26 protein-coding genes are annotated in these 20,871 nt (G+C 66.5%); 15 read left to right on the forward strand and 11 right to left on the reverse strand.

Annotated features, from left to right (window positions below; all coding sequences use genetic code 11):
* The first annotated feature begins 24 nt into the window (after window positions 1–24).
* Complete coding sequence (locus ACSFBF_RS06395; RefSeq protein WP_435465488.1) at window positions 25–246, forward strand: hypothetical protein; 222 nt, start codon at window positions 25–27, stop codon at window positions 244–246.
* Between the two features lie 10 nt (window positions 247–256).
* Here the strand turns inward: ACSFBF_RS06395 and ACSFBF_RS06400 are convergent, their stop codons facing one another.
* The gene (locus ACSFBF_RS06400) at window positions 257–571 is read right to left on the reverse strand and encodes a hypothetical protein (protein WP_435465489.1); all 315 of its coding nucleotides are present in this window, start codon (window positions 569–571) and stop codon (window positions 257–259) included.
* A 365-nt stretch (window positions 572–936) separates the two neighbouring features.
* Window positions 937–1,767, reverse strand: coding sequence for a crotonase/enoyl-CoA hydratase family protein (locus ACSFBF_RS06405; protein ID WP_435465490.1), 831 nt, complete (start codon window positions 1,765–1,767; stop codon window positions 937–939).
* A gap of 92 nt (window positions 1,768–1,859) precedes the next feature.
* Between ACSFBF_RS06405 and ACSFBF_RS06410 the strand changes: the two genes are divergently transcribed.
* Together ACSFBF_RS06410 and ACSFBF_RS06415 are read left to right on the forward strand one after the other, a co-directional pair.
* A complete protein-coding gene (locus ACSFBF_RS06410) occupies window positions 1,860–2,258 on the forward strand; it encodes a DUF488 domain-containing protein (protein WP_435465491.1) in 399 nt (132 codons plus the stop codon).
* Window positions 2,259–2,280: 22 nt separating this feature from the next.
* Window positions 2,281–2,739 (forward strand): Lrp/AsnC family transcriptional regulator, encoded by a 459-nt coding sequence (locus ACSFBF_RS06415; RefSeq protein WP_435465492.1) that lies wholly within the window; start codon window positions 2,281–2,283, stop codon window positions 2,737–2,739.
* A gap of 4 nt (window positions 2,740–2,743) precedes the next feature.
* Here ACSFBF_RS06415 and ACSFBF_RS06420 read toward each other — a convergent pair whose 3' ends face one another.
* The gene (locus ACSFBF_RS06420) at window positions 2,744–3,646 is read right to left on the reverse strand and encodes an SDR family oxidoreductase (RefSeq protein WP_435465493.1); all 903 of its coding nucleotides are present in this window, start codon (window positions 3,644–3,646) and stop codon (window positions 2,744–2,746) included.
* A 156-nt stretch (window positions 3,647–3,802) separates the two neighbouring features.
* Between ACSFBF_RS06420 and ACSFBF_RS06425 the strand changes: the two genes are divergently transcribed.
* Complete coding sequence (locus ACSFBF_RS06425; protein WP_435465494.1) at window positions 3,803–4,675, forward strand: CoA transferase; 873 nt, start codon at window positions 3,803–3,805, stop codon at window positions 4,673–4,675.
* A 1-nt stretch (window position 4,676) separates the two neighbouring features.
* On the opposite strand, the gene ACSFBF_RS06430 is transcribed toward ACSFBF_RS06425, so the two are convergent.
* Window positions 4,677–5,585, reverse strand: a complete 909-nt coding sequence (locus ACSFBF_RS06430; protein ID WP_435465495.1) for a hypothetical protein — start codon at window positions 5,583–5,585, stop codon at window positions 4,677–4,679.
* 149 nt (window positions 5,586–5,734) lie between these two features.
* Between ACSFBF_RS06430 and ACSFBF_RS06435 the strand changes: the two genes are divergently transcribed.
* Both ACSFBF_RS06435 and ACSFBF_RS06440 read left to right on the forward strand, forming a co-directional pair.
* Complete coding sequence (locus ACSFBF_RS06435) at window positions 5,735–6,115, forward strand: tautomerase family protein (protein ID WP_435465496.1); 381 nt, start codon at window positions 5,735–5,737, stop codon at window positions 6,113–6,115.
* 17 nt (window positions 6,116–6,132) lie between these two features.
* Entirely contained in the window at window positions 6,133–6,798 is a 666-nt protein-coding gene (locus tag ACSFBF_RS06440; protein WP_435465497.1) for a DUF1294 domain-containing protein, read from the forward strand.
* Window positions 6,799–6,801: 3 nt separating this feature from the next.
* On the opposite strand, the gene ACSFBF_RS06445 is transcribed toward ACSFBF_RS06440, so the two are convergent.
* Window positions 6,802–9,204, reverse strand: a complete 2,403-nt coding sequence (locus ACSFBF_RS06445; RefSeq protein WP_435465498.1) for a YgiQ family radical SAM protein — start codon at window positions 9,202–9,204, stop codon at window positions 6,802–6,804.
* Window positions 9,205–9,350: 146 nt separating this feature from the next.
* Here ACSFBF_RS06445 and ACSFBF_RS06450 point away from each other — a divergent pair, with 146 nt between their 5' ends.
* The gene (locus ACSFBF_RS06450) at window positions 9,351–10,301 is read left to right on the forward strand and encodes a bifunctional helix-turn-helix transcriptional regulator/GNAT family N-acetyltransferase (protein ID WP_435465499.1); all 951 of its coding nucleotides are present in this window, start codon (window positions 9,351–9,353) and stop codon (window positions 10,299–10,301) included.
* 7 nt (window positions 10,302–10,308) lie between these two features.
* Here ACSFBF_RS06450 and ACSFBF_RS06455 read toward each other — a convergent pair whose 3' ends face one another.
* The 4 genes from ACSFBF_RS06455 to ACSFBF_RS06470 all read right to left on the reverse strand — a co-directional run bounded on the left by ACSFBF_RS06455 (window position 10,309) and on the right by ACSFBF_RS06470 (window position 13,697).
* On the reverse strand, window positions 10,309–11,091 hold the full coding sequence (locus ACSFBF_RS06455; RefSeq protein WP_435465500.1) for a 3-hydroxybutyrate dehydrogenase: 783 nt from the start codon (window positions 11,089–11,091) through the stop codon (window positions 10,309–10,311).
* Between the two features lie 46 nt (window positions 11,092–11,137).
* Window positions 11,138–11,887, reverse strand: a complete 750-nt coding sequence (locus ACSFBF_RS06460; protein ID WP_435465501.1) for an acetoacetate decarboxylase — start codon at window positions 11,885–11,887, stop codon at window positions 11,138–11,140.
* A gap of 86 nt (window positions 11,888–11,973) precedes the next feature.
* Window positions 11,974–13,182, reverse strand: a complete 1,209-nt coding sequence (locus tag ACSFBF_RS06465; protein ID WP_435465502.1) for a patatin-like phospholipase family protein — start codon at window positions 13,180–13,182, stop codon at window positions 11,974–11,976.
* Between the two features lie 65 nt (window positions 13,183–13,247).
* A complete protein-coding gene (locus tag ACSFBF_RS06470; protein WP_435465503.1) occupies window positions 13,248–13,697 on the reverse strand; it encodes a CHRD domain-containing protein in 450 nt (149 codons plus the stop codon).
* Window positions 13,698–13,823: 126 nt separating this feature from the next.
* Between ACSFBF_RS06470 and ACSFBF_RS06475 the strand changes: the two genes are divergently transcribed.
* Complete coding sequence (locus ACSFBF_RS06475) at window positions 13,824–14,375, forward strand: DUF924 family protein (protein ID WP_435465504.1); 552 nt, start codon at window positions 13,824–13,826, stop codon at window positions 14,373–14,375.
* A 15-nt stretch (window positions 14,376–14,390) separates the two neighbouring features.
* Here ACSFBF_RS06475 and ACSFBF_RS06480 read toward each other — a convergent pair whose 3' ends face one another.
* On the reverse strand, window positions 14,391–15,314 hold the full coding sequence (locus tag ACSFBF_RS06480) for a YihY/virulence factor BrkB family protein (RefSeq protein WP_435465505.1): 924 nt from the start codon (window positions 15,312–15,314) through the stop codon (window positions 14,391–14,393).
* An 89-nt stretch (window positions 15,315–15,403) separates the two neighbouring features.
* On the opposite strand from ACSFBF_RS06480, the gene ACSFBF_RS06485 reads away from it, so the two are divergent.
* From ACSFBF_RS06485 to ACSFBF_RS06500, 4 genes are read left to right on the forward strand one after another with little or no spacing between them, the layout of a single operon-like run.
* Window positions 15,404–16,006 (forward strand): chromate transporter, encoded by a 603-nt coding sequence (locus tag ACSFBF_RS06485; RefSeq protein WP_435465506.1) that lies wholly within the window; start codon window positions 15,404–15,406, stop codon window positions 16,004–16,006.
* The gene (locus tag ACSFBF_RS06490; protein WP_435465507.1) at window positions 16,003–16,602 is read left to right on the forward strand and encodes a chromate transporter; all 600 of its coding nucleotides are present in this window, start codon (window positions 16,003–16,005) and stop codon (window positions 16,600–16,602) included. Before ACSFBF_RS06485 ends, ACSFBF_RS06490 begins: the two co-directional genes overlap by 4 nt.
* 42 nt (window positions 16,603–16,644) lie before the next feature.
* Window positions 16,645–17,616, forward strand: coding sequence for an aldo/keto reductase (locus tag ACSFBF_RS06495; protein WP_435465508.1), 972 nt, complete (start codon window positions 16,645–16,647; stop codon window positions 17,614–17,616).
* A gap of 13 nt (window positions 17,617–17,629) precedes the next feature.
* Entirely contained in the window at window positions 17,630–18,106 is a 477-nt protein-coding gene (locus tag ACSFBF_RS06500) for a DUF3237 domain-containing protein (RefSeq protein ID WP_435465509.1), read from the forward strand.
* A 5-nt stretch (window positions 18,107–18,111) separates the two neighbouring features.
* Here ACSFBF_RS06500 and ACSFBF_RS06505 read toward each other — a convergent pair whose 3' ends face one another.
* Window positions 18,112–18,633: a GNAT family N-acetyltransferase gene (locus ACSFBF_RS06505; protein WP_435465510.1), complete on the reverse strand. Its 522-nt coding sequence runs from the start codon at window positions 18,631–18,633 to the stop codon at window positions 18,112–18,114.
* A gap of 48 nt (window positions 18,634–18,681) precedes the next feature.
* On the opposite strand from ACSFBF_RS06505, the gene ACSFBF_RS06510 reads away from it, so the two are divergent.
* From ACSFBF_RS06510 to ACSFBF_RS06520, 3 genes are all read left to right on the forward strand, one after another.
* Window positions 18,682–19,272, forward strand: coding sequence for a helix-turn-helix domain-containing protein (locus ACSFBF_RS06510; RefSeq protein WP_435465511.1), 591 nt, complete (start codon window positions 18,682–18,684; stop codon window positions 19,270–19,272).
* A 110-nt stretch (window positions 19,273–19,382) separates the two neighbouring features.
* Window positions 19,383–19,553, forward strand: a complete 171-nt coding sequence (locus ACSFBF_RS06515) for a hypothetical protein (protein ID WP_176928733.1) — start codon at window positions 19,383–19,385, stop codon at window positions 19,551–19,553.
* 115 nt (window positions 19,554–19,668) lie between these two features.
* A complete protein-coding gene (locus tag ACSFBF_RS06520; RefSeq protein ID WP_435465512.1) occupies window positions 19,669–20,865 on the forward strand; it encodes an NAD(P)/FAD-dependent oxidoreductase in 1,197 nt (398 codons plus the stop codon).
* Window positions 20,866–20,871: the final 6 nt, after the last annotated feature.

Below are 20,871 nucleotides of genomic sequence, written 5' to 3' on the forward strand. Positions count from 1 at the left end.
CTTTCACCGGACCCGTCTTCTTTCATGCGCCGATTGCTGCTCGCCCTTCTTCCCCTCGCCACCGCCATTGCCGGCTGCTCCACTCCCGTGACCGGCGTGGTGCGTCTCTACGATGGGATTCTTCGGGCGGCGAGCCAGCAGGAAGCGGAGGCCTACTGCCGCAAGGACGGAAACCCGATCCGCTTTCTGGAACAGGCCGATGCGCCGAACACCCCGGGCAGCGGCGTGCTCTTCAGGTGCGACTGAAGGGAGTGCGTCAGACGCGCGGAAGCGCCGCCAGGAAAGTGGACACGACAATCGCGGCGGCGCGGTCGAGCTGCAGGATGTCTCCCACGTCGAAAGCGTGCGGCGCTGTGCGTCCACTCGAACCGAGTGGTTTGCGGATCTCGACAAGAACTTCGGCCGCCAGCTCGCGGTCACTGCGCGGCTGGCCGTCGGGGTGCATCACCCATTCATCGACTTGATCGAATGGAATGCTGCGGAAGACCCCCACGATGGGGATGTACTTGTAGCGATCCTCGCCCACCAGAATGGGCACGCTGAGGTTGCAAAAAAACGTGGTCGTCGACATGCAGGATCGCCGTCGCTAAGCAAAGCTTTCAATTGTTAATGAGTGCGCTGTCAGGAGCCATCCTCCGCGGAAGCCATCAGAGAGGAAGACGTGACCTTCTGCACACAAATTGCCTCCATTCCCGTCCATTCTCCCTTTAAAACAACTACTTAATTCTTACACAAAGACACTTAAAAAGCACTTTGTATTCTTTTCGGTCGTTTGGGCGCGAATTTGAAGGACCCGGCCACTGGTAAACGCGGGCTCTACGGCACCTGTGGAAGATGGGGTGCGAGGGTGCGTGAAGTTCGGCCCCGGTGGGCTGGGGGATTACCCGATCGCCCGGGCACAGATGATGAGTCGCACGGGCCCGGGAGCCCGGCGGATCAGGCTGGAGCGCCGAAACGCGGCGCGCGCCGCTCGATGTTGGCCTTCACGGCTTCGACCTGGTTCGGGCTGCCGATCAGGGCCTTCTGCTCGACCGACTCGGCCAGCAGCATTTCGGCCGCGCTGTGCGACGTCGACGCGTTGAGCAGCCGCTTGCCTGCACGGATCGCGTCGGGGCTCTTGCCGGCGATTTCGTGTGCCATCTGCAGCGCCTCGGCCAGCGGATCGGCTGCGACGCGGGTGGCGAAGCCGATGCGCAAGGCTTCCTCGCCCGAGAAGATGCGGCCCGTGAAGGTGAGCTCGCGCACCACGTCGCTGCGGGCGAGTTCACGCATCAGCACCATGCCGGCCATGTCCGGCACCAGGCCCCACTTGATTTCCATCACCGAAAGCTTCGTGTCGGGCGCCACGATGCGGATGTCCGCACCCAGCGCCACCTGAAGCCCGCCGCCGAAGGCCACGCCGTGCACGGCCGCGATGACCGGCACCGGCACCTCGCGCCAGACCATCGCCACCTGCTGCGCGGCGTTCGAGATGCCATGCGTGCGCACCAGCAGGTCAGCACCGGCAGCGCCCTCGCCCAGCACTCCGGAGCCCGCGCCCTGCTGCTGCATGCGCTCGAAAGACGCCATGTCGAGCCCCGCGCAGAAAGCCTTGCCGCGGCCCGAGATCACCACGGCCCGCACAGCCTTGTCGTCGCGCAGCGCCTCGCCGGCTTCGATCAGTGCGTCGAACATCGCGGGGTCGAGCGCGTTCATCTTGTCGGCACGTGCGAGCTGCAGTTCCACCACGCCGTCGGCGTGGCGGGTCCATTCGATGCGGTCGGTCATTCGATGTCTCCTGGGCGGTTGCCGCGCCAGTATCGCCCGGCACGGCGCCCGGCGATGATCGCGGCTGTCGCCTACAGAACAGGAAAAACACCATGAGCATCCGCATCGTCCGCCTCGGCACCCCGCGCGCCGCCGACGAAGGCCTGCGCGTCGGCACCGTGCGCCGCCCGCCACGCGGCGTTCCGAAGACCGAGTTCGCCTCGCAGAACTGGTACGACGTGTGGTACCCGAACCTCGCCCCCTCCGTCGAGACGATGAAGCAGGCGCAGGAGGCCCAGAAAGCCGACTCGCCGGCGCAATGGAACGCCTTCGTGCGCAAGTTCAAGGCCGAGATGGCCGAGTCCGACGCGAGCCGCAGCCTCGACCTGCTGGCCGCGCTGTCGCACGGCACGGCCCTGTCGGTGGGTTGCTACTGCGAGGACGAGTCGCACTGCCACCGCTCCGTGCTGCGCAGCCTGCTGGCCGAGCGCGGCGCGGACATTGCGGACTGAGCAGGGGCAAGGCGAACCTCGCATGAACATCGACAAGAAAGACCGGCAGATCCTCGAAGCGCTGCAGGCCGACGCGCGCCAGAGCCTGGCCGCGCTGGGCAAGCGCATCGGCCTGTCGCAGCCGGCCATGAGCGAGCGCGTGCGCAAGCTCGAAGAGGCCGGCGTGATCGAGGGCTACGGCGCGCGCGTCAACCTGCGGGCGTTGGGCGTGGGCCTGCAGGCCATCATCCGCATCGACACCACGCATGCGGGCATCGCCAAGTACCTGATGCTGTTCGACGCCATGCCCGAGGTGCTGAGCGCCGATCGCGTGACCGGCGAAAGCTGCTTCATCGTGCGCTGCGCGATCGCCGAGCCGGTCGACCTGGAGCGCGTGGTGGACGCTCTGGCGGTCGACGGCTCGGTGACAACCTCGCTGGTGCTCTCGAGCCCGGTGAACAAGCACGTCACCGTGCAGGCGGTGAAGCCACCGCGCAAGTAAGGCGTCAGCGCTGCGCCTTGTCCTTCTGGTTCTGCGCCTCGATGCGTTCGCGCGCGGCCAGCCAGTCGGCGTCGCTCCATTGGCGCAGCTCGTAGAAATTGCCGCCGGTGGCCAGCGCATTGCCGCCGTCCATCATGATGCTCTGGCCCGTGAGCCAGTCGCACTGGCCCGGCGCCATCAGGAAGGAAGCGAGGTTCTGCAGTTCGCTCATGCGGCCGGTGCGCGCCATCGGGTTGCTCTGCTTGCTTCGTGCACCGGGCTCCTCGCCGGGGTTCAGCCGCTTGCTCATGCCCTCGGTCGGAATCTCGCCGGGGCCGACGGCATTCAGGCGGATGCCGTGCCGCGCCCACTCCACCGCGAGCGACTTGGTCATCACCTCGATGCCGGCCTTGCTCATGGCCGAGGGCACGACGTAGGGGCTACCGTTGTCGACCCAGGTGACGATGATGCTCATCACGCTGCGGAATGCATCGCCCGGCTTCCACTGGCCCGACTTGGCCTGCGCCACCCAGCGCTTGCCCACGGCCTGCGTCACGTAGAAGCTGCCGTGAAACACGATGTTGGCGATGGCGTCGAAGGCGCGCGGCGAGAGGTTTTCGGTCGGCGAGACGAAGTTGCCCGCCGCGTTGTTGACGAGCCCCGTGAGGCCGCCGCTCTGGAACAGGCTCTCGACCATCTCGTCGACCTGCTGCGCGATGCGGATGTCCACACCGAAGGCGTCGATGCGCCGGCCCGGAAACTGCTGCCGCCATTCGGCCGCGGTCTCCTCGCAGACCGACTGGCGCCGGCCGCAGATGGCCACGTCGGCGCCAAGGCTCAGGAAGCGCTCGGCCATCGCGCGGCCGAGGCCCGTGCCGCCGCCGGTCACGAGGATGCGCTGGCCGCTCATCAGGGAAGCTTCGAACATGCTTTGTCTCCTTGGTCGTTGCGGCAGCGGCAAGGACGAGCGCTGCCATGGCGCATGCTACGCGCGCCGCCTCGATGGCGGCTTGCGGAATCTGGCTTCTCCCCGCGCCGCACGGGTGAGAATGGCCGCTGACCTGTTTCTCCGGATCAACGCCCCATGTCCAGTGCCACCCCCATCTCCTTCCAACCGCTAGAAGGCGTGCGCGTGCTGAGCCTTGCGCTCAACCTGCCCGGGCCAGCGGCGCTGCTGCGCTGTCGTGGCATGGGCGCCACCTGCCTGAAGCTCGAGCCGCCAGGCGGCGACCCGATGGCGCTCTACAACAAGCCCGCGTATGCCGCACTGCACGAAGGCATCGCCATCGAAACGGCCGATCTGAAGACAGACGCAGGGCAACAGCAACTGCACGCCGAGCTCGCGCAAACGGACGTGCTGCTCACGTCGTTCCGCCCCTCCGCGCTGCGCAAGCTCGGCCTCGACTGGCCTGCGCTGCAGGCGCGCCACCCGTCGCTGTCGCAAGTGGCCATCGTCGGCGCGCCGGGCGAACGCGCCGAGGAGCCGGGCCACGACCTGACTTACCTCGCCGAAAGCGGGCTTGTCACCGGCACCGAGCTTCCGCCGACGCTCTACGCCGACATGGGCGGCGCCCTGCTCGCCAGCGAGGCGGTGCTGAAGGCCATGCTGCTGCAGTCCCGCAAGCCGGGCGGCGTGTACCTCGAAGTGGCGCTGAACGCCTCGGCCGACTGGCTCGCCCTGCCCCGCACCTGGGGCCTGACGCAGCCCTCGGGCACGGTCGGCGGCGCGCATGCCGGCTACCGCGTCTACCCCTGCGCCGATGGCCGCGTGGCCGTGGCCGCGCTGGAGCCGCACTTCGCCGACCGGCTCTGCGAAGCGGCGCAGATCGCCTCGCGCGACATGCTGGCGCCGGCCACGCACGAGGCGCTGGCCGCCTGGCTGGCGACGCGCACGCGCGCCGAACTCGAAGCCATGAGCCGCGCGCGCGACGTGCCGCTGCTCACACTCGCCGGCTGATTCAGCGACTGGCGCCGTCGCGCTGCCGGTCTTCGCGCTTGAGCGCGAGGTAAGTGTCGAGATCAACTTCGTGCAACTGGCGCGGGTACTGCTCGGCCGCCGCGAACCAGCGGCGCTGGCGGCGGTCGGCCTGCTCCGGCCCTGGAGCCGAAAGGTACGCATCTAGCGTCAGGAAGTAGCGCATCGCATTGCGCTCCACCAGCCCGCGCAGGCCGCGGATGTAGTCGGGCTGGCCTTCCGGCGTCTTGCCCAGCACGGTGAAGCCCACCTTGTCGCTGCCGAAGGTCGCCAGGTAGGCCATGGTGCCCAGCCGCACCATGGTGTTGTGGTCATAGCTGTAGCTGAAATGCAGGAAGCTCTTGCGCTCGTCGAGCGCCACGGCCTCCAGCGTGACGCGATAGTTGCTGGTGCCCAGCGGCCCGGTCTCGGCCGACAGCTCGACCATCAGGTGCTCGGGCGTGGCACTCGCTACCCGGTAGACGAACGGCAGCTCGAAGGCCTGGTCGATGGGCTTGTCGTAGCGCCGCACCACGTAGAGCGTCAGCATCTCGCGCCCCTGCGGACCGCTGGCCGTGCTGCAGCGCCGGTTGTTGATGTGCAGCGTCAGCACTTCGCACCAGTGGGCCGATCCCTTCAGCGTGGTGCTGATTTCCGCGAGCGGATGCTCGACCACGGCGTAGACATCGCCCTGCAGGCCGTCGGCCGTCTCCATGGAATCGAGCTGCACGGGCCGCCCGAAACTGCTCTTGTCGAGCTTGTCGCTCAAGCGCTGATGGGTGGCACGCAGCGCCTGGGCGGAGGAATTCTCCGGTGCGGCGGCAAGCACTTGCGCCGAAGCCGCGAGCAGCAGAAGCGCCCCCGCCAGGGTGCGCATCGTCCATGAAGCCGACGGGTAGTACGAACTGCTCATGGCCCACACCATACAGCGGACCGCCCCACCCTCGCCTTCAGTCGGACTGCGCGGGCTTGCTGCGCCGCACCAGCAGCAGCATCGCGCCCGCCATGGCCGATCGATACGGGGTGTATCTTAGGTTCCCACTCTTTTTCGAGGAACCGCAGATGCCACTCGTCCGGATCGATCTTTCCAATGACAGCCCCGAGACCCTGGGTCCGGCCATCGGGGATCTCATTTATCAGGCCATGCGGGACACCATCAACGTGCCGGAAGACGACAAGTTCCAGATCATCACGCGGCACGACGCACGCGAGCTGGTCCATCCGGCGAGCTACCTCGGTGTTGTCTACTCGCCGGGCTTCGTGCTGATCCAGATCACGCTGAATCACGGAAGAACGACGGAGATGAAGAAGGCCTTCTACAAGCGCGTGGCCGACGATCTGCACGGCCAACTGGGCATCCGGCGCGAGGATGTTTTCATCAATCTCGTCGAGGTGGCGAAGGAAAACTGGTCGTTCGGCAATGGCGAGATGCAGTACGCGTAGCGGCGAGAATCCCGCCGATGAAACGCCAGGGCACGCTCGTTCGATGGGAAAAGGACCGGGGCTTCGGCTTCATCCGCTGCCCCGAAATCTCCGCCGATGTGTTCGTGCATCTGCGCGACTTCACCGACCGGGGCACCACGCCGCAGGTCGGCATGAGGGTGAACTTCGAGGAGATCCATGTTGGCGGCAAGGGGCCGCGTGCGATGTCGGTACAGGCAGCCGGTGCAGCACGGCAGCCGCAATCACAACCGCAGCGGAGGTCGGCACCGCCTCGCCGGCAACCTGATCGCTCGGTGCGTTCGTCGACCTCTTCTTCGTCCCCTTTGCCGATGGCTCTTCTGCTCATGGCCTACGGCGCGCTGCTCGGCTACGGCGTATGGACCGCACGCCTTCCACCGATCGCGCTTGGCGTTTTGGCGCTGCTCAGCCTGCTGACTTTCTTCATCTACGGCTTCGACAAGAACGCAGCCGAAACAGGCCGCTGGCGCACCGCAGAGAACACGCTGCACCTGCTCTCACTGATCGGGGGTTGGCCCGGCGCCTGGGTCGCGCAGCGGCTGTTCCGCCACAAGGTGCGCAAAGCGAGCTTCATGGCGGGCTACTGGGCCACGGTGCTGGCACACATGGCAGCCATGGGTGCCTGGGTCGGCAAGCTGCTGCCAGCGGGCCTGCTGGCGTTCTGAAACTCAGCGCGGCTTGCGAATGCTGCCGCGCACCGGACCAGCAGCCTTGCGCGGCGCCGCGCCGGAACCGTTGTCGCGCGGCGGCAGGCCGGTGTGCTGTGTGAGGATGCGGCCCTTCGAGGGCTTCACCGGCGTCAGCTTGACCGGCGCGGACTTGCCGACCGCCGGTGCGACGGTCGAGTTCTTGCGACGCGCGCTCGTGTAGCCGCCGTCGGTCAGCGGCTGCCACGTCGGGATGAGGTGGTGCTTGCCGTTGCCGATCAGGTCGGCGCGGCCCATGCTCTTCAAAGCCTCACGCAGCAGCGGCCAGTTGTTGGCGTCGTGGTAGCGCAGGAAGGCCTTGTGCAGTCGACGGCGCTTGTCGCCGCGCACGATATCCACCGTCTCGCTCTCGCGCGTGATCTTGCGCAGCGGGTTCTTGTTGGTGTGATACATCGTCGTGGCCGTGGCCATCGGGCTCGGATAGAAGGTCTGCACCTGGTCGGCGCGAAAGCCGTTCTTCTTGAGCCAGATCGCGAGGTTCATCATGTCTTCGTCGCTGGTGCCCGGATGCGCGGCAATGAAGTACGGAATCAGGTACTGCTTCTTGCCCGCCTCGGCCGAGTACTTCTCGAACATCTGCTTGAACTTGTCATAGCTGCCGATGCCGGGCTTCATCATCTTCGTGAGCGGGCCCTGCTCGGTGTGCTCGGGCGCGATCTTCAGGTAGCCGCCAACGTGGTGCTGCACCAGCTCCTTCACGTACTCGGGCGACTGCACGGCCAGGTCGTAGCGCAGGCCCGAGCCGATCAGGATTTTCTTGATGCCCTTCAACGCACGCGCCCGGCGGTAGATCTTGATCAGCGGGTCGTGGTTGGTGTTGAGGTTCGGGCAGATGCCCGGGTACACGCAGCTGGGCTTGCGGCAGGCCGACTCGATCTCGGGCGACTTGCAGCCGATGCGGTACATGTTGGCCGTGGGGCCGCCGAGGTCGGAGATGGTGCCGGTGAAGCCCTTCACCGAGTCGCGGATGGCTTCGACCTCCTTGATGATCGAATCCTCCGAGCGGCTCTGGATGATGCGGCCCTCGTGCTCGGTGATCGAGCAGAAGGTGCAGCCGCCGAAGCAGCCGCGCATGATGTTCACGCTGAAGCGGATCATCTCCCACGCGGGGATCTTGGTCGCGCCGTCGTGGCTGCCGTTCTCGTCGGCGTAGCGCGGATGCGGGCTGCGCGCATACGGCAGGTCGAACACGTGGTCCATCTCTGCCGTGGTGAGCGGAATGGGCGGCGGGTTGATCCACACGTCGCGCGCCGTGGCGCCCTCGCCGTGCGCCTGCACCAGCGCGCGGGCGTTGCCGGGGTTGGTCTCCAGGTGCAGCACGCGGTTGGCGTGCGCGTAGAGCACCGGGTCGCTGCGCACCTGCTCGTAGGCCGGCAGGCGGATCACCGAGCGGTCGCGCGGCGGAACGGCGATCTTGCCGCGGGGCTGCAGCGCCGGATTGGGCACGAAGTTCAGCGGCTTGATGGTGGGGTTGACCACCGAGCCGGCGGCCAATCCAGCGGCTTCTGCAGCCTTGGCGACGGCTTCGGCCTCGTCTTCCTTCGCACAGGTGGCGCCGTTGGCCTTGGCCTGGTCGGACACCATCAGGTACGGATTGACGTGGGCCTCGACGCGGCCGGGCTCATCGACGCTGGTGGAATTGATCTCGAACCAGCCCTCGGGCGTTTCGCGCCGCACATAGGCAGTGCCACGCACGTCGGTGATCTGCTGCACCGGCTCCTTGGCGGCCAGGCGGTGAGCAATTTCGACGATGGCGCGCTCGGCGTTGCCGTACAGCAGCAGATCGCACTTCGAGTCGACGACGATGGAGCGGCGCACCTTGTCCGACCAGTAGTCGTAGTGGGCGATGCGGCGCAGGCTGCCTTCGATGCCGCCGAGGATGATCGGCACGTCGTTCCAGGCTTCCTTGCAGCGCTGCGAATACACGATGGCCGCGCGGTCGGGGCGCGAGCCGCCGACGTCGCCGGGGGTGTAGGCGTCGTCGCTGCGGATCTTGCGATCGGCCGTGTAGCGGTTGATCATCGAATCCATGTTGCCGGCGGTGACGCCGAAGAACAGGTTCGGCTTGCCCAGCGCCTTGAAGGGCTCGGCGCTCTGCCAGTCGGGCTGCGCGATGATGCCGACGCGAAAGCCCTGCGCCTCAAGCATGCGGCCGATGACCGACATGCCGAAGCTGGGGTGGTCGACGTAGGCGTCGCCCGTGACCACGATGATGTCGCAGCTGTCCCAGCCGAGCGCTTCCATTTCCTTGCGCGAAGTCGGCAGGAACTTGGCCGTGCCGAAACGGGCCGCCCAGTACTTGCGGTAGCTGGTCAGCGGCTTGGCGGCGCGCGTGAAAAAGGAGACGTCGACGGGGGCGTTCATCGGTGGGAATTGACGGCGCCGTGGGAGCGCCGTTGTGGGCAACCCTCGATTTTAGGGTTTTCCATCATGTCTGTCGCGGCAAACATCCTGTGACCGGGCCTCTTCGAAGCCTCAATTGATTGCCAAAGTCAACCATCTGAATGACAATGGCAGCCATGTCAGCGACTTTACCCACCATCGATCCCGCCGCCGTCAAGGCGATCCGTCAATTCAACCGCTTCTACACCCGCCGCATCGGCGCCCTCGATCCCTACCTCGGCAGCGCCATGTCGTTGACCGACGTGCGCGTGCTGTACGAGCTGGCGCACCGCGATGTGGCGGTCGCGAGCGAAATCGGGCGCGACCTCGGGCTCGACGCGGGCTACATGAGCCGCATCCTGCGCCGCTTCGAGAACGAAGGCTGGCTCACGCGCGAGCCGCACCCGCGCGATGCGCGCCAGAGTGTCCTGCGCCTGACCGAAGCCGGCCACGCCGCATTCGCGCCGCTGCAACAGAAATCACGCGAAGAAGCCACCGCCCTGCTCGCCTCGCTCGCGCCGCCGCAGCGCCAGCAGCTGGTGCAGGCCATGGGCACGGTGCAGTCGCTCCTCGACCCCGAGGCCGCTCCGCCCAAGCCCCAGGCCGCCATCCTGCGCGACCCGGCGCCCGGCGACATCGGCTGGGTAGTGCAGCAGCACGGCGAGGTCTATGCGCGCGAGTACGGCTGGAACAGCACCTTCGAGGCGCTGGTGGCCGGCATCGCGGGCGAGTTCTTGCTCAAGTTCCAGCCCGAGTGGGAGCGCTGCTGGATTGCCGAGCTCAACGGCGAGCGGGTGGGTGCGATCTTCGTGGTGCGCAAAACGGCCGCGGTGGCGCAGCTGCGGTTGCTGATCCTCGCGCCCGCCGCGCGCGGACTGGGCCTGGGCGGCAAGCTGGTGGACGAATGCATCGCCTTCGCGCGCCTCAAGGGCTACAAGAAGATGGTGCTGTGGACCAACAGCTGCCTGGTGGCCGCGCGCGGCATCTATGCCAAGCGCGGCTTCCAGCTCACCAAGTCGGAGCCGCACGAGGGCTACGGCTCGCCGCAGGTGGGTGAGACCTGGGAGCTGAAGCTGTAGCGTCTGCTTATTGCATGAACCAGCCGTGGCTCACAACGAGCGACTGGCCGGTAAGTGCATTCGTCGGGAAGCCCGCGAACAACAGTGCGACGCGAGCCACGTCTTCCGTGGTCGTGAACTCGCCATCGACCGTTTCCTTCAGCATCACGTTCTTGATGACTTCCTGCTCGCTGATGCCCAGGGTCTTGGCCTGCTCGGGAATCTGCTTCTCGACGAGCGGCGTGCGCACGAAGCCCGGGCAGATCACGTTGGCGCGCACGCCGTGCTTGGCGCCTTCCTTCGCGACCGTCTTGGCCAGGCCGATGAGGCCGTGCTTGGCTGTGACGTAGGGCGCCTTCAGCAGCGAAGCTTCCTTCGAGTGCACCGAGCCCATGTAGATCACGCTGCCACCACGGCCTTGTGCATACATGTGCTTCAGGCAAGCCTTGGTGGTGAGGAACGCGCCGTCGAGGTGAATGGCGAGCATCTTCTTCCAGTCGGCGAAGCTGAACTCTTCCACCGGGTGCACGATCTGGATGCCGGCGTTGCTGATGAGGATGTCGATGCCGCCGAAGGCCGCAGCACCCTCTTCGACCGAGGCGTTGACCTGGTCTTCGTTCGTCACGTCGACGCCCACGCCGACGGCCTGCGCGCCCGTGGCCTTGAGCTCGGCCGCGGTGCCGTCAGCCGCTTCCTTGTTGAGGTCGGCAATGATGATCTTGGCGCCTTCCTGCGCGAACAGGATGGCGATTTCCTTGCCGATGCCACTGGCCGAGCCGGTGATGTAGGCGACCTTGTCCTTGAGTTGCATGGTGAAGTTCCTTGGTAAGAGTCGGGTTTGAAAAGGGCAGCAAGAATCAGGCGAGATAGTCGTACTCGACCGTGCCCAAAGCAAGAGTCATGTCCGCGATGTAGTGCACGGCCGATTCGACCTTGAGCACCGGCAGGTCGGCCACAGGCGCCAGCGCGTGCGGGTGCAGTTCGAGCGAGCCGGGCCCGCCCCAAGCGCCGTGCAGCGTCACGTCGACCATGTGATAGCGCACCAGCTCGCAGATGCGCGCCGTGCCGTCGACGTGCGGAATGATCTTGAGCAGAAAGTTGGGTTGCGCAATGCCCGCGAGGATGGGCTCCGGGTCGAGCGCGCGGTGCTTGAAGCCCATCGTGGCCTTGGCCACACGCACCTTGCCGTAGTCGAGCGTGCCGACCACCACGTCGGTCTCGTAGTCGAGCACCGGCGAAGCAAGCTTCTTCGGAAAGCCCCAGAGCTCGCGGCCACCGGCAATGGGCGGATGGTCGTTGAGGTACATCGCGTGCACGTACGCGCCCTTCTCCACGCCCCTGGCTGTGCGCAGCTGCACCGGAATGACCTGGCCCGACTCGGTGTAGTCGCCAAAGCCGGTGGAGTCGGGCATGCGAATGAATTCGTACTTGACCAGCGGCTCGACCACTTCGAGCGGCTCGGGCACCACGGCGCGCAGGGCGTCCATGTCGGTGCGGTACGTGAGGATGAGAAATTCGCGCCGCACGAACCGGTACGGGCCGGGCGGAAAAGCGGGACTGGTCAGCGGCATCGCGAATGCCGTTCGTCGCACATCTTCAATGTTCATGAAAACATTTCCTCCTGTTGAAGTGAAGTGACGGCCCAGTCTCGCGCTGGTTTCTTAGTTGGAACTGAATCGCCTGTGTCTGTGTATCAGCGCGAAAGGCCCGGCCGCTTGACGCGCCCCGAGCCGTGCTCGCCAAGGTCGAAGGTGGTCACGCCGTTGACCGTTGCGTCGGCACGCAGCGTCTCAGGGTGGGCCAGCGTGTTGCGCATGTCGCGCGCGCCTGAATCCCAGTGCTCTTCCACGGCGGCGCGCGAGAACTCGTAATCTTTCGATTCCAGCTCGTAGGGCTTGTCGCGGTAGATCAGGTGAAAGATGTCGATGGGCTCGTGCGTGAGTTGCGACTGCACCGCGAGCACGCTCGGGTCGCTGCGCAGGCCGGCCGGCAGCTTGGAGATCAGGTCGGCAATCGCCTGCTGCAGGTTCATGTTGGCGGCCAGCGCATCGGTGTTCATGCGGGTGCGGCTGGAGTAGGTGATGTCCTTCTGCCGCTCCATCACGCCCGCCATGGTGCGCGGCATTTCGCCGCGCGCATTGAACAGATCGACCTGCAGCACCACCAGCGGCTCGTTGCGCGGATGCGTGTCGAGCACGTACTGCAGCGGCGTGTTCGACACGATGCCGCCGTCCCAGTAGTCGTCGCCGTCGATGCTGATCGGCGCGAAGCCCGGCGGCAACGCGCCGCTGGCCATGATGTGTTCGGGCCCGATGAGCTGGCGCGTGTTGTCGAAGTACACCGAGTTGCCGGTGCGCACATTGACCGCGCCCACGCTGAAGCGCGCCTCGCAGGCATTAATGCGGTCGAAGTCGACGAGCCGTTCGAGCGTGGATTTGAGCGCGGAGGTGTCGTAGTAGCTCAGCAGCGGCGCCGCCCCGCCCATCAGGAAGGCCGGCGAATACCGCGGCTCGAAGAAGCCCGGAATGCCCACCAGCGAGGCCATGGTGGCGCTGTACTGGTTCTGCAGTGCCCGGTCGCCCAGCCACGAAGGCAGGCGCTGCGAAGGCCCCGAAGACACCAGGTGCCAGAACTCGCGCAGCCGGTCGACGCGCTGCTCGGGCGCATTGCCCGCAATCAGTGCCGCATTGATGGCGCCGATGGAAACGCCCGCAATCCAGTGCGGCTGCAATTCGGTTTCGCTGAGCGCCGCATACACGCCGGCCTGGTAGGCGCCGAGCGCGCCCCCACCCTGCAGCACCAGCGCCTTGCGGGCGGTGCGCATGTCTTCGCGGCGCGAAGCAAAAGGGTTGAGGGGCTTGGAGGCGGCACGGGGTTTTTTCTTCGGTGGTGTCGTCGTCATGCGTTCATTTGACACCAGCCCCGCGACACCAACCTGACCAGGGGTTGTTGCCCCCCGGGAGGATGTCACATCTTCGGCAGCATCTGTCCGCGGATCTCGCCGCCTGGGTTGGCGGCGGTGTGGATGTTGGCGTACCACTTGCCCGCAGACAGGTCGGCAGCCTGCGCCGGCGTGAGCGTGGCCTGGCCTTCGATCGGGCTCGCCGGGTTGGCGAAGGGCAGCACCACGCCGGCATTGGCGCCCGCAGCCGCCGGGCCATGGAAGTGCGCCATGGTGGCCGGGCCGCTCAGGCCGGTGTAGGTGATCTTGTACTTGAGCACGTTGGTGTCGCGGTCGAGCCAAGCCTCGGCCATGCCGCTGCCGCGCGTCATGTTGGGCGGGACTTCGCTGGCCGCATTCATCGCGCCGCTGAAGCTCGCGACGTTCGACTTCGACATCATTCCGCAGCCGACCAGCGCGGCACTGGCCACCCCGGTGATGAGGGCTGCGCGCAAAAAGGTGCCATATTTGGTCATGAGCTTGATCTCCTGAGTTATGAAAGCCTCCACAGCATAGGCAGCACGACGGGCTTGGCTTGTCGGCCACCACCCCGACTTTGACGGCCGCCGAACGGCTAAAAAAGCCTGAAAGAAAATGCAACGATGACTTTCAATGCTCTCCCCACCGCCCGCGACGTGGTCGATTTCTGGCGCGAAGCCGGCCCGGAACGCTGGTTTGCCAAGAACGACTCCTTCGACGCCGACTTCGCCGCACGCTTCTCGCACGCCCATCAGGCAGCAGCCCGCAGCGAGCTCGACCACTGGACATCCGACGCCGAAGGCGCTCTGGCCTTGCTGGTGCTGCTCGATCAGTTTCCCCGCAACACCTGGCGTGGCAGCCCGCACATGCTGGCCACCGACGGCAAGGCACTGGCCGTGGCAAAGCAGGCGGTCGAATCAGGCTTCGACCGGCAGTGCGAGCCGGTTCTGCGACGTTTCTTCTACCTGCCCTTCATGCATTCCGAAGTGCTGGCCGAGCAGGAGCGCTCGGTCGGACTCAACGCGGCGCTCGACGCCAACACACAGCGCTACGCGGTGCTGCACCGGGACATCATTGCGCGCTTCGGCCGCTTTCCGCACCGCAACAGGATGCTCGGGCGCAGCACCACTGCGGAAGAACAGGGCTTTCTCGACGAAGGCGGCTTCGCCGGCTGAACTAAGGCTTCAGGCTCAGGCGTCGTTGTGCGGCAGCGGCACGTCGCGCGTCGGCGAGGGATTCAGGTCGCTCACACCCTTCGTGTCTTTCATGGAGCCATAGGTGCGCGCATAGACCCAGGTGAACTCGGCCCCCAGCAGGAAGATCTGCGCCGAGTAATACACCCACACCAGCACCACCACCAGCGAGCCCGCGGCCCCGTAGCCCGAGGCCACGCTGCTCTTGCCGATGTACAGCCCGATCAGGTGCTTGCCCACGGTGAAGAGCAGCGCCGTGACAGCCGCCCCCACCCACACGTCGCGCCACTGCACCTTGGCGCGCGGCATGATCTTGTAGATCATCGCGAAGATCGCCGTCACCATTGCGAAGCTGAAGACGAAGTTGACGGCCTGCGCCGTCGTCTCCCACGCGCCGAACACCGGCGACCACCACTTGCCCAGGGCCGCGAGCGCCGCGCTCGCCACCAGCGACACCATGAGCAAAAAGCCGATGCCCATGATCATGCTGAACGACAGCATCCGCACGCGCAGCATGTTGAACAGCCCCTTGTTCTTGGCGCGGGCCGGCGCGCGCCAGATGCGGTCGAGCGCGTCCTGCAGTTCGCCGAAGACGGTGGTGGCACCCACCACCAGCAGGCCGATACCGATCACCGTGGCAACGATGCCCTCGGTCGGCTTGTTGACGGCCTTCAGCATGCCCTGCACCGCCGCCGCGCCCTGCTCGCCCATCAGCCCCGAGAGCTGCGCGAAGATCTCGCCGCGCGCGGCCTCCTGCCCGAAGACCAGGCCGGCCACCGCGATCACGATCAGCAACAGCGGCGCAATGGAGAACACCGTGTAGTAGGCCAGCGCGGCGCCCATGCTCGGGGCGTAGTCGTTCGACCAGGAGTTGAAGGCCCGCTGGCAGAGATCGAAGAGCGCGCGCAGTTGCTTGACCATGCTGAAGTGTCCCCCGTGAAGAAAGTGCCCGGCGGCCTTACGGCCCGGCGCCCGGCAGGTTGCGGGCCTGCCTACGATAATCGCTCCACATGCACACGTCTCCTTCTGCCTCCGGCGCGGCGGCGTCGCCAGCCCCCGCCGCCGCCCAGCCCCAGTCGCCACGCGACCTTTTTGTTTCGTTCACCTGGCTCGCATTGCAGGGCTTCGGCGGTGTACTCGCCATCGTCCAGCGCGAGATGGTCGAGAAGAAGAAATGGCTCACGCCCGAGCAGTTCCTCGAAGACTGGGCCGTGGCGCAGGTGATGCCGGGGCCCAACGTGATCAACCTCGCGCTGATGATCGGCGATCGCTACTTCGGCTTGCGCGGCGCGCTCGCCGCCCTGGCGGGCATGTTGACCATTCCGCTGGTGGTCATCCTCGCGCTGGCCGTGCTGTATGCACACTTCGCCGGCAACCCGCAGGTCGCGGCCGCGCTGCGCGGCATGGGTGCGGTGTCGGGCGGGCTGATTGCCGCGACCGGCATCAAGCTGGTGCCGCAGCTGCGCAAGCATCCGCTGGGCTTTGCAACCTGCCTGACTTTCATGGCGCTGGTGTTCGTGGCCATTGCGGTGTTCAAGATCCCGCTCGGATGGGTGCTGCTGGTGGTGGGTGGCGTCGCCTGCGTGTGGACCTGGAAGAGGATTGCGCCATGACCATCACGATGCAATGGCACGACTGGCTGGCCCTGTTCGGGCAATACGCGCTGCTGTCGCTGCTGTCGATCAGCGGCGCCATCACCACGGTGCCCGACATGCACCGCTACCTCGTAGTCCAGCACAACTGGCTCACCGACGCGCAGTTCAGTTCCTCGATCGCCATCGCGCAGGCCGCGCCCGGGCCCAACGTGCTGTTCGTGGCGCTGATGGGCTGGAACGTCGGGCTCAACGCGGGCGGCGGCATCGGCGCCGGGCCCTCGGCCTGGCTGCTCGGCTTCTTCGGGCTGATGCTCACCATGGTCGGCATCATGCTGCCGAGCACCACCCTCACCTACTTCGCCACGCGCTGGGGCCACCGCAACCGCACGCGCCGCGAGGTGCGTGCCTTCAAACAGGGCATGGCACCCGTGGTGGTGGGCCTGCTGATCGCCACCGGCTGGGTGCTGGCGGCGGGAAACCATGCCGGCAATGCGCCTGCCTGGCACCTGTGGGTGCTGACCGGCGTTTCCGCCCTTATTGTCTGGCGCACGCGCATTCATCTGCTCTGGCTGCTCGGCGCCGGAGCGGCGCTGGGCGCCGTGGGCTTCGTCTGATCCTTCGTCTTCGTCTCATCCCTTTCAACAGGAACACTCGACATGTCGCAACTTCGCCCGCTCGGCCGCTCCGGCCTCCTGGTTTCCCCGCTCGCCTTCGGCGGCAACGTGTTCGGCTGGACCGTCGACGAAGCTGCGTCGTTCAAGCTGCTCGATGCCTGGCTGGATGCGGGCTTCAACTTCGTCGACACCGCTGACGTGTATTCGGCATGGGTGCCGGGCCACACCGGCGGCGAGTCCGAGACCATCATCGGCAAATGGCTCAAGCACAGCGGCAAGCGCAACCGCGTGGTGCTGGCCACCAAGGTCGGCAAGCCGATGGGCGAAGGCAAGGTCGGGCTGGCGCCCAAGTACATCCGCGAAGCCGTCGAGGCCTCGCTCAAGCGCCTGCAGACGGACTACATCGACCTCTACCAGTCGCACGATGACGATGCCAACACGCCGCTCGAAGAGTCGCTCGGCGCCTTCGACGACCTGATCAAGGAGGGCAAGGTGCGCGCCATTGGCGCATCGAACTACAGCGCGCCGCGGCTGGCCGAGGCGCTCGACGTGTCGGAACGCCTGGGCATCGCCCGCTATGAAAGCCTGCAGCCGCTGTACAACCTGTACGACCGCGCAGTGTTCGAACATGCGCTGGAGCCGCTGTGCATCAAGCGCGAAGTTGGCGTGATCAACTTCTACGCTCTGGCCGCCGGCTTCCTCACGGGCAAGTACCGCACCGAGGCCGATGCCGCCAAGAGCGCGCGCGGCGCCAACACCACGAAGAAGTATCTCAACGAGCGCGGCCTGCGCATCCTCGACGCGCTCGACAAGGTGGCCCAGCAGTACAACGCCAAGCCGGGCCAGGTCGCCATCGCCTGGCAGATCGCACGCCCGGGCGTGACGGCGCCCATTGCCAGCGCCACCTCCATCGCGCAGCTCGAAGAGCTCGTGGTCGCAACGCAGCTGAAGCTCGACGCGGGCACCATCGAGATGCTCGACCGCGCCAGCGCTGAAGCAAAACCCGCCGCCTGAGCAGCTCCCAGCGATGAGCGTGTTCGACACCATCGCAGCGCCCACGCTCGAGCACTTCGTCGACCTGCGCGTCGAGGTGGGCGTGCCGCAGGTGCTGGGCAACAGCCCGCGCGGGCTGCGCCGAGTGGTGCCGATCACGGGCGGCGAAGCCATCGGCCACGGCTGGCGGGCGCGCGTGCTGCCGGGCGGCAGCGACTTTCAGTTGATCGTGAGCGACACGCTCTCCGAACTCGACGCGCGCTATGGCCTGGAGACCGATGCGGGCGATCTGGTCTACGTGCAGAACCATGCGGTGCGTTCGGCCTCGCCCGAGGTAATGGGCAAGCTGCTGCGCGGCGAACCGGTCGATCCGTCGCAGGTGTACTTTCGCTGCAGCCCGCGCTTCGAGACCTCATCGCCTTCGCTGAAGTGGATCAACGAGCGCATGTTCGTCGGTGCCGGGGTGCGCCACCCGGCCGAGGTGGTGATGCGCTTCTTCGTGCTGGCCTGACCGCCTCAACCGTCGACCGGGTTCAGCGGCGTCGCAAGAATGCGCTGGTAGAAGGCCACGTCGAGCCAGCGGCCGAACTTGAAGCCAGCCTGCCGCACCGTGCCCGAATGCTCGAAGCCCAGGCGCTCATGCAGCGCGATGCTGCCGGCGTTGGCGGCATCGATGGCGCCGACCATCACGTGCACTTCGCGCGCGATGGCCTCGGCAATGATCGCCTCCATCAGCGTGCGGCCCAGGCCCTCGCCGCGGTGCGCGCTGTCGACATAGACCGAGTGCTCCACCGTGTACTTGTAGGCGGGAAAGGCGCGGAACGTGCCGTAGCTCGCGAAACCCAGCAGCTTGCCAGCATCGTCCACGGCCCCGATCACGGGGAAGCCATTGGCACGCTTGGTCGCGAACCACGCGACCATGTTCTCGGGCGTGCGCGGCTTGTAGTCGTATAGCGCGGTGGAGGTGACGATGGCCTCGTTGAGGATGGCCAGGATCGCGGTGGCGTGCGCTTCTTCGGTGCAGGGGATGAGACGCATGGTGTCCTCGTTGAAATTTCGTTCAATATAGGAGAATAATAATCTCATATGAGAAACGATTCATCTCCTGCCGATACGCCCGGCCAGAGCATCGACATGCTCATCGCCACCCAGCTGCTCGCGCTGCGTCAGGCACAAGGGCTGAGCCTCGCGGAACTGGCCGAGCGCTCGGGCGTGAGCAAGGCCATGATTTCCAAGGTGGAGCGCGCGCAGAGCAGCCCCACGGCCGTGCTGCTGGGGCGGCTGGCCGCTGGCCTCGGCGTGCCGCTGGCGCAGCTCCTGACGGAAGAGAAAGAGCAGCCACAGCGCCTGCGCACGCGCGCCGAGCAGGAGGTCTGGCGCGACCCGAAGGCGGGCTACCTGCGGCGCCAGGTCACCGAGCGCCATGCGGGCAGCGGCGTCGAACTGGTCGAGGTCGAACTGCCGCGCTCGGCGCAGGTCGACTACCCGCGCTGGAGCGGCAAACCCTACCGGCAATGCCTGTGGATGCTCGAAGGCGCGCTGCGGGTGGACTACGGCGACGAGCGCTTCGAGCTCGCGCCGGGCGACTGCCTCGACTTCGGCGTGGACCGGCCGCTGGTCTTCAAGGCGCTGGGGCGCACCGCCTGCCGCTATCTGCTGGTGGCGAGCCCGGAGTAGCCGCACGCGCAGGGTAGGCAAGCTCCGACACGCACTGGCGGCCGATGCCTGTGTGGCGCATGCCACTGCCCGGGATACTGCAAGGCATCTCAGCTTCCAGAGGAACGACGATGTCATTCGCGCTCTACATGATCGGTTTCGTGATCTTCCTGGGCGGCCTCATCTGGGGCGCCTCCGTCGCCGGCGTGCCGACGCTCTACATCGGCATCGGGGCGGTGATCCTGCTGGGGATTGGCATCTTCAGCGCGGTGAGCCGCACACGTGGCAAGGATCCGTCCTGAGCGGCCGGGTGCATCAATAGTGTTCACACAGGCTTCACGCCGCGCGCACATGGCGTAGCTAACTTCGCATGCGCACCGCAGACCGCGGTGCGCATCGAATCCAGTTGGCTGCCCCATGCACACTTCTTCCAGCTTCTTTTCTCCCCTCGCCCCTTCGTCCTGCGCAGCGCCCCAGCCGGCCCCGACTCCAGCAGCAAGCCCCGGCAACATCAAGGTCGACCTTCTCGTCGTGGGCGCGAGCTTTGCGGGCTTGGCCTGTGCCCGGGCCGCAGCCCTTGCGGGCCTCAGCGTGATGGTGCTGGAGAAGAAGACCACCGCCGGCGCCAAGCTGCACACCACCGGCATCATCGTCAAGGACGCGGTCGACAGCGTGCCGTGGCTGGCCGAAGTGCCAGCGACACTCGTGCGCCGCATCGAAGGGGTGCGGCTCTACTCGCCCAACATGCGCCATGTCGACCTGCATGCGCCGGGCTACTGGTTCTGGGCCACCGACGCGCCCGCCCTGCTCGACTGGATGGTCGGCTCGGCCCGCGCCAGCGGCGTGGACGTGCGACTTGGCACGCTGTTCGAGCAGGCACTGTGGCTCAACGGCCGGTGGGAGGTGCCTGTGACGCAAGGGCCCTGCATCACGGCCACCTACCTCGTGGGCGCTGACGGCCCCCACTCGCGCGTTGCCAAGGCTCTAGGCCTGTCGCGCAACACGCGCTTCCTCTACGGCATCGAGCACGAATACCAGGGCGCGCGGATGGCGCCCGGCCTGCTGCATTGCTTCATCGACCGCAAGCTCGCGCCCGGCTATATCGGTTGGGCGCTCGACGGTGTGGGCGTGAGCCAGATCGGGCTGGCTCGCCGCATGGTGCACAACGACGCGGGCGCGCTTAGGCTCGATCCGCTGCTGCGCAAGATTGCTTCGGTGGTCACGCCAGGAGATGCCCCGCCAGTCGCAATACGCGCGGGAATGATCCCTTGCGGCGGCGTGCTGCCGGTGGTGGCGCGCGAACGGGCCCTGCTGGTGGGTGATGCGGCGGGCATGGTGTCGCCGGTGACGGCAGGCGGCATCCACACGGCGCTGTTGCACGGGGAGCGCGCGGGAGAGGCGGTGGCGAGCTTCGTGCGCGGCGAGGCCGGCGACCCGGCCACGTGGTTCGTGCGTGGCTACCCGGGCTTCCGGCTCAAGCGCACGCTGCGCTGGGCCTTCGACCATTTCCAGAGCGACTGGATGTTCAACCACCTGCTGGGCACGCCACAGATGCGGCGGGTGGCGGAGCTCATCTACTTCCACCGCAAGGGCACATCGCTGCCCAAGGGCTAGCACACG

It is taken from the genome of Variovorax nivicola (assembly GCF_051216475.1).
In the GTDB taxonomy this organism is placed as follows: domain Bacteria; phylum Pseudomonadota; class Gammaproteobacteria; order Burkholderiales; family Burkholderiaceae_C; genus Variovorax.